Raw genomic sequence first — 12,241 nt, forward strand, 5'->3', positions numbered from 1 at the left:
AGGCGGGCGCGCCATGGCCAGGCATTCGCAAGCCGGTTCCGCCACCGCCGAGGTGGCGGTGCTGCTGCCCGCGGTGGCCATCTTGTTGGCCGTGGTCGCCGGGGCCGGTGCCGTGGGCGGCCAGCAGGTTCGCATCCAGCAGGCCGCCAGTGCCGCGGCCCGGGAACTGGCCCGCGGGACCTTGGCCTCCGAGGCCATCGGCACCGCCCACCGCATTGCCGGGGACCGGATCAGCGTGAGCACCGGCGAATCCGGCGGCTACGGGCACGTGGTCATCCGGGCCGCGGTGGACCTGCCGCTGCTCGGGGACATCGAATTGCGGGCCGAAGCCAATGCACGCACGGAGCAGCAGCCATGAGCCGGACCACGTCTCCGGCCCAGGACCGGCGCCAACGCGGCAGCGGCACAGTGCTGATGCTCGCGGTGGTGTGCGTGGCCGTGCTGGGGCTGGCGGCGGTGCTGATGTTCAGCGCGGTCTCCAACGCCGGGGCCAAGGCAGGCACGGCGGCGGACCTGGCGGCACTGGCTGCCGCGGACGCCGCCCGCCAGCTGTTGCCCGGGGACCCGTGCGCCGTAGCCGCTGCAACCGCCGCCGCGAACGATGCAACCCTGGACGGCTGCACGCGGCAGGGCCCGGGCGGTCAGATCGTGACGGTGCGTGTCCAGGTGCCGGTGTCCCCGGTGGGCTGGCTGCCGCCGCTGACCCGGGCGCACTCGGTGGCCCGGGCCGGGCCGCCGCCGCAACCCTGGCGCGGCGATTGATCGCCGCGGCGGGCACCGCGGGCGGCCGGGCCGGCTATCCCAGGGGGAGCGGCCCGGCCGCCCGTTGCGCTTCGGACAGGATCGCGGAAAGCAGGCGCACGGCCCCGGCCTTGTCCAGCGGGTTGTTCTTGTTCCCGCACTTGGGGGACTGCACGCAGGAGGGGCAGCCGGTGGCGCATTCGCAGGCGGCAATCGCATCCCGGGTGGCGGCCAGCCAGGTGCGTGCCGCCTCGAAGCCGCGCTCGGCGAAACCGGCACCGCCCGGGTGCCCGTCGTACACGAAAATCGTCGGCATCCCGGTGTCCATGTGCAGCGCCGTGGACACCCCGCCGATGTCCCACCTGTCGCTGGAGGCCACCAGCGGCAGCAGCCCGATGGCCGCGTGTTCGGCCGCATGCAGCGACCCGGGGAATTCCTCCGGGGTGATCCCGGCGGCCAGCAACCGGGTCTCGGGGATGGTGAACCACACGGACTTGGTGTGCAGGTCCCGGGCCTCCAGCTCCAGCGGCTCCTCGGAGAGGATCTCGTTGCTCATCACCGACTTGCGCTGGAAGGACACCACCTGGGTGGTCACCACCACGTCGCCGAAGTTCGCGGTGATCGGCCCCCACGCCACCGAGCGGTCGCAAGTGACGACCTCGACCGTGGTGATGTCCCGGGCCTGGGTGTAGAAATCCGGGTTGGCGCGGGTGACCATGACGCAGTGGTCGGTTTCGTTCAGCTCGTCGACCACATAGGTGGCGCCCTGGTGCACGTAGATGGCCCCGTCGTGCGCCTGGTAGTGCGTCTGCGGGGAGTCCATGGTGCCCAGCAGCGCGCCGGTGTCGGATTCGATGATGCTCACCGGCCCGCCGCCGTCGCCGCGCAGCTTCACCATGGAGGCTGCGTGCTCGGGGTGCGTCCAGAACCAGCCGGCCGGGCGGCGGCGCAGGAACCCGCGTTCCACCAGCGAGTCCAGCAGCCCGTGGGCGCTGGGCCCGAAGGCCGCCAGGTCCTCGGTGCGCAGCGGCAGTTCCTCGGCTGCGGCGCACAGGTGCCCGGAGAGCACATAGGGGTTTTCCGGGTCGAAGACGGTGGCCTCGACCCCGGCCTCGAAGATCGCCTCGGGGTGGTTGACCAGGTAGGTGTCCAGCGGGTCGTCGCTGGCCACCAGCACCGCCAGCGAGTCCTGCCCGGCTCGCCCTGCCCGCCCGATCTGCTGGAAAAACGAGGCGCGGGTCCCGGGCCAGCCGGCGACCAGCACCGCGTCGAGCCCGGCCACGTCGATGCCCAGTTCCAGTGCCGAGGTGGAGGCGACCCCCAGCAGGGTTCCGTCGCGCAGCGCATTCTCCAGCTCCCGGCGCTCGGCGGGAAGGTAGCCGGAGCGGTAGGCCGCCACCCGGTCGGGGAGCGAGGGGTGGACCTGGTCCACCATCGAGCGGGTGATCGTGGCGATGGTTTCGGCCCCGCGCCGCGACTTGATGAATGCCAGGGTCCGCACGTGGGAGCAGACCAGGTTCGCCAAAAGGTTCGAGGTCTCGGCGATGACGGTGCGCCGGGTAGGTGCGCCGTTCTCCCCGTGCAGCTCGGTCAGCGGCGGCTCCCACAGCGCAATGGTCACCGAGCCCTTGGGGGAGAAGTCGTTGGTGACCTCGGTGGCCGGGGCGCCGATGAGCCTGGAGAAGGAGGCGGCCGGGTCGGCACTGGTTGCCGAGGCCCCGATGAACACCGGGTTGGCCCCGTAATGCGCGCAGATCCGGCGCAGGCGCCGTAGCAGGTTGGCGATATTGGAGCCGAAGACCCCGCGGTATGAGTGGGCTTCGTCGATGATCACGAATTTCAGCCGGCGCAGCACCCGCGCCCACCAGGTGTGGTTGGGCAGGATCCCGAAGTGCAGCATATCGGGGTTGGAGAGGATGAAGTTCGAGTGGTCGCGGATCCAGCGCCGGGCCGAGACCTCGGTGTCCCCGTCGTAGCTGGCAGCCCGCACGGTGGGCAGCCGGTAGCCCTCGATCGCCTTGAGCTGGTCGGCGGCCAGGGCCTTGGTGGGTGCCAGGTAGAGCACCGTGGCGTCGTTGGGGACCAGGCTGGCCTGGTTCTGCAGGGCCGAGGTGTGGATCGCGTTCAGGGCCGGAAGCTGGTAGGCCAGCGACTTGCCCGAGGCGGTGCCGGTGGCCACGATGGTGTTGCTGCCCTCGAATGCGAGGTTGGCGGCTTGCACCTGGTGCAGCCACGGGGAGGCCACGCCCGTGCGTTCGAAGGCGGTTTGCACTTCGGGGTGCACCCAGTTGGGCCACGGGCCGGGCAGCGCGTCCCTGGCCTCGATGATCCGGGAATGGAGCAGCGCCTGGGGAGTTGGCCCGTGGCCCAGCAAGGCGATCTGTTCCGAATAAGCGTTCACCGCTTCATTGTGGCATCACCGGGCACCGGCCCGTGGCCAAGTGAAAAAGAAAGTGGTGGGCCTCGCATCAGCGAGGCCCACCACTTCGAGGTGCCGGAGGCTGCTTAGGCTTCCTGCTTGCCTTCAAAAAGTACGACGTTGCCCAGGTTGGTCCAGCCCAGGGACTTGTACAGCTGCTGCCCGTCGATGCTGGCGATCAGCAGGCCTTCCTCGACGTCGTGTTCCAGGGCCAGGGAGACCAGGGCGCGCATGGTCAGGCTGCCCAGGCCGCGGCGCCGGAATTCCGGGGCCGTGATGATGCGGTCGAAGATGGCGTAGCCGTTGACGGCGGAAACGTGGCCGCTGGCCGCAACGACTTCCGGGTCCTCGACCGGGTGGATGGACACATAGGCGTGCGTCTGGTCGCGTTCGATCTGGAAGGCGAAGCCATCGGCCGGACGTGGTTCCTCGACATCGTGGCCGCCCATCGCCGTGACCATCAGGACCTCGTCGGAATTGAGCACGTTGAGCCCTGCCGCCCGGGCGGCATCGATCAGGGTCGAGGTTTCGTCGGCGAATGCCGTCAGGCGACGCTTGGGATGCTTGTGGAGCGTCTCCGCGACGGCCACCAATTCTTCGTTGGAAGGCTCGTAAATGACGTATTCCCAGTCACCCGAGGTGTCATGGCGCAGGGCTGCATGGACGCGGCCCTCGTGCCTGCTCTCGTAGCCCCGTGCACCGGCCCAGCCAGATACCCATGTACCGATTAGTTCATCGCTTGCAGTAGATCCCATGTTCCGACCCTACCCCGTGTACTGCCTACCTGGCGTCCATTTAGGGGAACTGTTGCAAGCTTGAAACACTGCGTTAACCAGGTGATCACTGCCACCTCACGTGCGCCGCATGGGTTTTAGGCCATACCCTTAAGAGCGTGTCGCAGAACCGAATTGTCTTGTATTACGCCTTTGTCCCGATTGCCGATCCCGAGGCCGTGCGCCTATGGCAGCGTGCCTTGCTGGAGAGGTGGGGCCTGCGTGGCCGCATCATCATCTCCAAGGACGGCATCAACGGAACGGTCGGGGGTGGCATCAAGGAAGTCAAGAAGTATGTGAAGGCCACCCGGGAGTATCCGGCGTTCAAGAAAATGGACATCAAGTGGTCGGAAGGCTCGGCCGAGGACTTCCCCCGGATATCGGTCAAGGTCCGTGACGAAGTGGTTTCCTTTGGTGCCCCCGGCGAGCTGGAAGTCGATGAAAACGGTGTGGTCGGCGGCGGTGTCCACCTCAAGCCCGAGGCACTGCACGAGCTGGTGGAGTCCAAGAAGGCCGCCGGCCAGGAGGTCCTGTTCTTCGACGGCCGCAACGCCTTTGAGGCGCAGATCGGCAAATTCAAGAACGCGATCGTGCCCGAGGTTGAAACCACCCACGACTTCATCGCCGAGATCGAGTCGGGCAAGTACGACGGGATGAAGGACCAGCCGATTGTCACCTATTGCACCGGCGGCATCCGCTGCGAGGTGCTCTCGGCACTGATGGTCAAGCGCGGCTTCACCGAGGTCTACCAGATGCAGGGCGGCATCGTTCGCTACGGGGAAACCTACGGGGACAAGGGACTGTGGGAAGGATCACTGTATGTCTTCGACAAGCGCATGCACATGGAGTTCAGCGACGACGCCGTGACCATCGGCAAATGCGTGTGCTGCGAGGCACCGACGAACAAGTTCGAGAACTGTTCGAACCTCTCCTGCCGGAACCTGCGACTCTTCTGCGCCGAATGCGCCGCGACCGACGAACTGCGCCAGTGCCCCGACTGCGTCGGCACCGTCGTCGAGCTCGAGACAGCCCAGCAGTAGCGGCGACTACGCCGATCCAGGAGTCGATGATGGGCCGGGTTCGAGGGAATATTCCCTTGACCTCGGCCCATATGCCTATCCAGATGCCCCGGCGGATCAGCTTTCTTGGTCGCGGACACCGAGCCGGTACAAGGTGACGGCCAAGTGCAACGACGTCATGGTATCGGCGTCCGTTAGTTCGTGGCCCAGCACCTTTTCTATCCGGCGCATCCGTGCATAGACGCTTGGCCGGCTTAGATGCAGGGCCCGGGATATTTCGGTGACGCTGCCATTGGTCTGGAGATACGTTTCGATGAAGTCGAGGTACTCCGGCTCATCCAGAAACGGAGCCAGTTGATCGTGCAAGTAGGTCCGTGTCTCTTCCAAGTCGAGCAGCTGTTGCATGAGCCAACGGAAGCCAAGGTCGCCGGCGCGGTGATAGGACGCCGAAGAATGATCCATCGATGAAGCCGAATGGGCAACACGGCAGGCGTCATCAAGTCCGCCAAGCGCGGCGGCCCCCAGTTCACTGCTTCCCGTGCCCACACCCATCGTCCAGGTGAGATTTCTGTTGAATGGATCCAGCGCCCGCCCGATCCTCAAATGGAGCTCGGCAAGTGTGCCTTCAAGGTCTGCCGATGGGGACAGGCAAAGTACGATACCGGCTTCGCTTTTGCCCAATACACAGGCAAATGCGCGATGCGGCGCATCAAGCAGGGCGCGCTGAAGCGTTGCGACCACGGAATGAACGTCTTGTGCTGCGTCTGATGACACTGCGCGGGCGCTTGGTTTGAAATTGACGGCGATCGGGACGAACTGGTCAACCGATTTAGCGCCGAGCATTCGAGCGCGCAGGGTCAAGCCATTTTCATCCGGCGAGTCACCGGAACGAGCGTCCTTGATCAAAAGCGCCAGGGAACCCTGCCTCAGTAACGCGATGTCTTCGGGGCCGTTGGGAAGCATTGCACCCAGAACCGTGGCGATGTCCTCGAGGACCCGGGAGGCGCGCAGGTTCCCGGCACCCACCGGTGTGACCAGCTGCCCCAGGCTCCGTCCGTGGATCACCACCGGGTACACCAGCCAAGTGGCTTCCCCGACCGTGCGAGCCCCGGTTCCGAGGCCTTTCGGCATGGCTGGTGCTGCCGTGAAGCGGCGAATCTGTTTGGGGCTCAGGCCCCGTTGCAGGACAACACCGGACTCCGAATCCTCGAGGACCAGCGGTTCATCCAGCGTGTCCGCAATGGTTGAGAACATTTCCCGCAAGTCCAGGTGGGCAGCGGCGGTGGATGACAAGAAACTTGATACAGCATCGACGCCGCTCAAACCTCGGGCAGCCGAGTAGATCAGGCTGTGGACGGTTTCGGTGATTTCCACGAAACGAGCCCGGTCATCGAGAAGCACGACGGGCAACGGGGCGGTCTCTGCCGCCACGGCCAGGCATTTCTTGACTTCGGGCACATCGGAGAGAAACGAAAAAATCACGCCCGCAGCACCGGCCTCGGCGAGACCTTCCAAGAACGTCTTGGTTGCTTCAAGCGAAGTGGTCAGGCACAAGCCGGAGCTGAGAATCAGTTCGCCGCCCTCCAACAATCCCGACAAGTCCGCGGACTCGGTCAGGTGGATACCCAGCACGGGTGAATCAAGGAGATGCGCCTGGCCGAGAACCTGCGGGTGAACGTCATTGACCGCCGCGAACCCGAGGATCCGGCGAATGGTTAGGGCCATTTACAGAGTGTAACAGCGTGAAAAAGCAAGTGGTTACAGTATTTCTGTTGTGCGGATCACACGTCTCGGACGAGCATGTAGGTAATGACTTTCAGAGCAGAAGTCGCCCGGATCGCCATCTGATTCGACGCCATTTCTGGTCATTTCGGTTATTTTCCCCAGGCTCCGCATGCGTGCGGACAAAGCACGCCCGAGAACCGACTGCGCATCGAATGAGCCGTTGGTTTTCAGGTGAGATAACGAAGGATCGACAGAAAATGAAGAGCACTAACGATTCTGAAGTCCAATGCCCCGAAATGGGCATTCAGGAATTCGAGGCAGAACGTGATCGTGTGTGTGACGATTTCGCAGCCCACGAATTGGCAAAGCAGCCCGGGCAGCTTGGACGGATGGAGTACATCTTCGTAGGCCTCCTGCTGACCGTCAGTTTTGCCCTGGTCTTGTTGATTCAGTAAGCAAGATCCGCTTTCCACCATCCCGAAATATTGGCGCAAACGATCACATAGGAATCCCGATGGACTACACCGTTGAAGCAGAACGAGGAAGAGCCCCCTTGCCGCCGGCCAAGCGGCTATGGGGCTTCTGGGAATACACATGGGCCAACGCGGCCCTGGCGATTGCCACTTGGGGTTTCCTCATCGGTGGTTCGCTTGCGCTGATTGTCGATGTCAAGCACGGGCTGCTGGCGATTGTCCTGGGCAACGTCCTGGGCGTCCTGCTGGTGGGCCTCGCTGTCTCCATCAGCGCCGGCAAGTATGGAACCGAGCAATACACCTTCCTGCGCAGCGTCTTCGGCCACAACGGCAGCCGACTGATCTACACGATCGCCATGGTCCTGTTGACCGTCGGATGGCTGGTTGTCCTGGGCACGATGTTCGGCCGGTCCATCGATTCGGCGATCAGCGTCATCGGCAACAAAGAACCGGATCCAAACGCCGGGTACATCTACCTCATCACGATCGTTGCCATCGCGCTGACGGCCTACATCGTCGCCAAGGGACCGACCTCGATCAAGGTCTTCAACACGATCGTCGCCCCGGCATTGATCCTGGTCATGGGGTTCATGATCTGGCTGTTCCTTTCGGATTCCTCGCTTGCGGATATCTTGGCTCTTGACGCCCTGGCAAGGCCGTTTGATTCCAATGCCGTGAACTTCATGATTGCCGTGGAGATCAACATCGCGGCGGGATTCTCCTGGTGGCCGTACATCGGTAACCTGTCCCGCATCACCAAGAACGAGCGCACCGCATTCTGGCCCAACCTGATCGGCATCGGATTCGCCGCTAGCCTCGGTGAGGCAGTGGGCCTGATCGGAGCCATCAAGTACGGAAATGCCGACCCGACGCAGTGGATGGCGGAAACCGGTGGGGTTTGGCTGAGCGCCATCGTGCTGGTGTTCATCGCCTTCGCAAACATCACCAGCATGGCAAACATCCTCTACACGGCCATCGTTGGGCTCCGGCAAATGTTCGGCGCATTGTTCAAAAACGTTTCCTGGGAATGGCTTGTCGCGGGGTTCTGCGTGGTTCCCGTGATCGTCATGTTCGCCATCCCCGGACTCTACGACGGCTTCATGACCTTCCTGGTCTGGACCGCCGCCATCTACAGCGCACTGACCGGGATCATGATCGTCGACTACTTCTTCCTGCGCCACCAGAAGGTCGACCTGAAGAACCTTTTCATCGAGGGCAAATCCTCCATCTACTACTTCACCGGCGGCTACAACGTCGCGGCCCTGGCCGCAACGGTGATCGGCATTGCCATCTTCACCATCACCTTCAACCCGCTGACTTTCGAGCACACCGGGTACTTCCGGTACACCACCGCCTCGCTGCTTGCAGCGTTGGCTGCGGGACTCTGCTACTGGCTTCTGTCCGTATTGATCATCATTCCCCGGGGGCTTGGCGGATACCGCGCCGTTCCCGAAAAAGCACACCACTAGGAGCAGAACATCATGACCGAAACAATGCTGGCCGCTTACTACACCGAAGACAACAGCCCGCTGGAAATCCGCGAAACCGCTATCCCGCAGCCGGGCAAGGGCGAGGTCCTCATCAAGATGGAAAGCTGCGGCGTCTGCCACACCGACGTGCACTTCTGGAAGGGCGAAGACGAGCTTCCCCGCCCGAAGCCGGCCATCCTGGGCCACGAGGGCGTCGGTTCCATCGTTGCCGTTGGCGACGACGTGGACCTCACCACCGGTGAGCGCGTTGGCGTCGGCTTCGTATACTCCGCATGCGGCAACTGCCGCGAATGCCGCAAGGGCCTGGAAACCTACTGCCAGAACTCCCAAGCAACCGGCGTCCACGTCGATGGCTGCTTCGCCCAGTACATTGTCGCCCCGGCCGAATGGGTCACCCACATCCCGGGTGAGCTTTCCTCCGAAGACGCCTGCCCGCTGCTGTGCGCCGGGGTCACCGCCTACAGCGCGGTGCGCAAGGCCGGCATCGAACCGGGCTCCGTGGTGGTGGTCTTCGGACTCGGCGGCCTGGGCCAGTACGCAATCCAGTTCGCCCGCCTCTTCGGTGCCAAGGTTGTTGGCATCGACCTGGATCCGAAGAAGCTGGAAACCGCCAAGCGCCTGGGTGCCCACGCAGCCTACGCACCGGGAGAGGAAGCCGAAAAGGCCATCCACGAACTCGGCGGCGCCGATGCACTGCTCAGCTTCGCACCCTCGCCGCAGGTCTTCCGCAACATGTTCACCCTGGCGGCCCCGACCGCGCGCTTCATCCAGGTGGCACTGCCGAACAACCCGTTCACCTTCAAGGCTGCGGAACTGATCGACCTGGGCATCACCATCATCGGCAGCGCCGACGGAACCCGCCTGGAACGCGACCAGGTCATGCAGCTTGCCAAGGACGGCCTGGTGGAGTCGAACGTGGAAACCATGGATTTCGGCAACATCAACGAAGCCTTCCGTCGCCTGGAAGCCGGCGACGCCGAAGGCCGCCTGGTGGTCCAGTTCTAGTTCTTCCCAGCTTCACCGCCGCATAGACACCATGTTTCCAACACCAAACCGAGAGGGGCTTCAGATGAGCTTCGTCAGCGCTGAAACCTACTTTGACACCTACCAGGTCCCTGCCTCCGTCCGTTCATTCCTGGAACGGTCGCACAAGCTGTTTATCGACGGCGCCTGGGTGGATTCTTCCGACGGCGCCACGGTGCCCGTCATCGAACCTTCCACCACCCACACGATTTCCAGCATTGCGGCCGCCACGGTACTCGACCTGGACACTGCGGTTTCCGCGGCCCGCCGCGAATTCGATGGTGGCTCCTGGAGCCAGCTGACCCCGCTGGAACGCGAGGGCCTGCTGCACAAGCTCGCCGACCTGATCGAGGCGAACACCCAAGAGCTGGCCCTTCTTGAATCGATCGACGTGGGCAAGCCCCTGGCCGAGGCCGAGATGGATATCCAGGGCACCATCGACACCTACCGCTACTTCGCCGGCTGGGCCTCGAAGATCTCGGGCCGCAGCGGCGAAGCCGCAAGCCTTCCCGGTGACTACGTGACCTACACCCGCAAGGAACCGGTCGGCGTCGTCGGCGTCATCGTTCCGTGGAACTTCCCGCTGCAGACCCTGGCCTGGAAGCTCGGCGCGGCCCTGGCCGCGGGTTGCACCACCGTGGTGAAGCCACCGGAGATCACCTCATTGACCACCCTTCGGTTCGCCGAATTGGTCAGCGAGGCCGGCATTCCCGGCGGCGTTGTCAACATCCTCACCGGCAAGGGCTCGGTTGTTGGCGCCGCACTGGCCGGGCACAAGGGCATCGACAAGGTGACCTTCACCGGCTCGACCCCCACCGGCAAGTCCGTGGGCCACGCGGCACTGGACAACATGACCCGGATGACCCTGGAACTCGGCGGCAAGTCCCCGGTCCTGGTCTTCGCCGATTCGGACCTGGACAAGGCGGTCGAGGAGGTCGCCTTCGGCATCTTCTTCAACGCCGGCCAGATCTGCGATGCCGGCTCCCGCCTCTACGTCGAGGACGCAATCTACGACGAGTTCATGGGCAAGCTCGTGGAAAACGCCAAGAGCTGGGTCATCGGCCCGGGCCTCGACTCGGAAAGCACCATCGGCCCGGTCGTGTCCGAAAGCCAGTGCAACTCGGTGATGGGCTACATCCAGACCGGCATCGAGGAGGGCGCCACCCTGCTGTGCGGCGGCAATCGCGTGGATCGCACCGGCTACTTCATCGAGCCGACCATCTTCGGCGACTGCAACAACCGGATGACGATCGTCCAGGAAGAGATCTTCGGCCCGGTGCTCGTTGCCCAGCGCTTCACCACCGAGGAGCAGGCCATCGAACTGGCAAATGACAGCCAGTACGGCCTGGCAGCCACGATCTACTCGCAGAACCTGAACCGCGTGCACCGCCTGTCCAAGGTGCTCAAGGCCGGTTCGGTGTATGTGAATGCGCAGAGCTCCATCGACCCGGCCATGCCGTTCGGCGGATTCAAGAACTCCGGCTTCGGCCGCGACCTGGGCCCGGAGCAGCTCGATTCGGTGACCGAAACCAAGACCGTATGGATCACGCTGTCCTAACACGCTAGACGCTGGATTTTTGAAGGAGAAGTACATTGGTAGATTTCACGCCCGTCGGCCCCGTTGCGGCCACCGAGGTCCCGCGCTATGCGGGGCTGGGGACATTCGCCCGGCTCCCGCAATTGGGGGCGGTACCCGACTATGACGTGGCCATCGTCGGGATTCCGTTTGACGGCGGGAGCTCGTTCAGGCCGGGTGCCCGTTTTGGCCCTTCGGCGGTGCGCGAAGCCTCGCGGCTGCTACGGCCCGGGTACCACGTTGAACTGGCAACGACTCCGGTCGAACGCCTCCAATTCGTCGATGCCGGAGACATCGCCTGCACCCCCTACGACAACAACAAGGCGGTAAGCCAGATCCAGGAACAGGCCACGAACCTCGTGGCCAAGGGCAAGACCGTGATTGCCATCGGCGGCGACCACACCATCGCGCTGCCGATGATCAGGGCGACCTCCGCCGTCCACGGCCCTGTTGCGTTGCTGCACTTCGACGCCCACCTGGATACCTGGGACACCTACTTCGGCGAGGAAATCACCCACGGAACGATGTTCCGCCGGGCCTTCGAAGAGGGCCTGTTGATTGAAGACCGCTCCATGCACGTAGGCATCCGCGGTCCGGTCTATGACACGGACGACTTCCTGAACGACCACGAGTTCGGATTCCAGATCATCCGTTGTTCCGATATCGACAAGATCGGACCGCTGGGTACCATCGAGCGAATCAAGGAACGTATCGGCGATCTTCCGGTCTACCTGTCGATCGATATCGATGTGCTTGACCCCGCATTTGCGCCGGGGACCGGCACCCCGGAAATGGGTGGCATGTACTCGCGGGAAATGCTGCAGATACTGCGCGGGCTGAAGGGTCTCAATATCGTTGGCGCCGATGTGGTCGAGATTGCGCCGGCCTACGACCACGCCGATGTGACGTCGCTGGCCGCGGCCACCATCGTATTCGAGATGATGGCCCTGCTGACCGCCGAATAGCGGCCATCCATTTGCGCGCATGACAAAAGCAGTGCCT

At 63.8% G+C, this 12,241-nt stretch carries 11 protein-coding genes; 8 read left to right on the forward strand and 3 right to left on the reverse strand.

Going from position 1 to position 12,241, the window contains the following annotated elements:
* Positions 1-13 precede the first annotated feature (13 nt).
* Both JOF46_RS08395 and JOF46_RS08400 read left to right on the forward strand, forming a co-directional pair.
* Positions 14-358, forward strand: a complete 345-nt coding sequence (locus JOF46_RS08395; protein ID WP_209906904.1) for a TadE family type IV pilus minor pilin — start codon at positions 14-16, stop codon at positions 356-358.
* Positions 355-762, forward strand: a complete 408-nt coding sequence (locus JOF46_RS08400; RefSeq protein WP_209906905.1) for an Rv3654c family TadE-like protein — start codon at positions 355-357, stop codon at positions 760-762. The genes JOF46_RS08395 and JOF46_RS08400 overlap by 4 nt, the downstream gene beginning before the upstream one ends.
* Positions 763-796: 34 nt before the next feature.
* On the opposite strand, the gene JOF46_RS08405 is transcribed toward JOF46_RS08400, so the two are convergent.
* Both JOF46_RS08405 and JOF46_RS08410 read right to left on the reverse strand, forming a co-directional pair.
* The gene (locus tag JOF46_RS08405) at positions 797-3,142 is read right to left on the reverse strand and encodes a DEAD/DEAH box helicase (protein ID WP_209906906.1); all 2,346 of its coding nucleotides are present in this window, start codon (positions 3,140-3,142) and stop codon (positions 797-799) included.
* A gap of 104 nt (positions 3,143-3,246) precedes the next feature.
* A complete protein-coding gene (locus JOF46_RS08410; protein WP_209906907.1) occupies positions 3,247-3,915 on the reverse strand; it encodes a GNAT family N-acetyltransferase in 669 nt (222 codons plus the stop codon).
* Positions 3,916-4,052: 137 nt separating this feature from the next.
* Here JOF46_RS08410 and trhO point away from each other — a divergent pair, with 137 nt between their 5' ends.
* Complete coding sequence (gene trhO / locus JOF46_RS08415) at positions 4,053-4,973, forward strand: oxygen-dependent tRNA uridine(34) hydroxylase TrhO (RefSeq protein WP_209906908.1); 921 nt, start codon at positions 4,053-4,055, stop codon at positions 4,971-4,973.
* 96 nt (positions 4,974-5,069) lie between these two features.
* Here trhO and JOF46_RS08420 read toward each other — a convergent pair whose 3' ends face one another.
* Positions 5,070-6,677 carry a PucR family transcriptional regulator gene (locus tag JOF46_RS08420; RefSeq protein ID WP_209906909.1) on the reverse strand — a complete coding sequence of 536 codons (1,608 nt, stop codon included), beginning with the start codon at positions 6,675-6,677 and terminating at the stop codon, positions 5,070-5,072.
* A gap of 257 nt (positions 6,678-6,934) precedes the next feature.
* Here JOF46_RS08420 and JOF46_RS08425 point away from each other — a divergent pair, with 257 nt between their 5' ends.
* The 5 genes from JOF46_RS08425 to speB all read left to right on the forward strand — a co-directional run bounded on the left by JOF46_RS08425 (position 6,935) and on the right by speB (position 12,204).
* The gene (locus JOF46_RS08425; protein ID WP_209906910.1) at positions 6,935-7,132 is read left to right on the forward strand and encodes a hypothetical protein; all 198 of its coding nucleotides are present in this window, start codon (positions 6,935-6,937) and stop codon (positions 7,130-7,132) included.
* A 59-nt stretch (positions 7,133-7,191) separates the two neighbouring features.
* A complete protein-coding gene (locus JOF46_RS08430; RefSeq protein ID WP_209906911.1) occupies positions 7,192-8,619 on the forward strand; it encodes a purine-cytosine permease family protein in 1,428 nt (475 codons plus the stop codon).
* A 12-nt stretch (positions 8,620-8,631) separates the two neighbouring features.
* Positions 8,632-9,645 (forward strand): alcohol dehydrogenase catalytic domain-containing protein, encoded by a 1,014-nt coding sequence (locus JOF46_RS08435; RefSeq protein WP_209906912.1) that lies wholly within the window; start codon positions 8,632-8,634, stop codon positions 9,643-9,645.
* A 64-nt stretch (positions 9,646-9,709) separates the two neighbouring features.
* Positions 9,710-11,221: an aldehyde dehydrogenase family protein gene (locus JOF46_RS08440; protein WP_209906913.1), complete on the forward strand. Its 1,512-nt coding sequence runs from the start codon at positions 9,710-9,712 to the stop codon at positions 11,219-11,221.
* Between the two features lie 35 nt (positions 11,222-11,256).
* Positions 11,257-12,204, forward strand: a complete 948-nt coding sequence (gene speB, locus JOF46_RS08445; protein ID WP_209906914.1) for an agmatinase — start codon at positions 11,257-11,259, stop codon at positions 12,202-12,204.
* Positions 12,205-12,241 lie beyond the last annotated feature (37 nt).

This window comes from Paeniglutamicibacter psychrophenolicus (genome assembly GCF_017876575.1).
Classification (GTDB): Bacteria; Actinomycetota; Actinomycetes; order Actinomycetales; family Micrococcaceae; genus Paeniglutamicibacter; species Paeniglutamicibacter psychrophenolicus.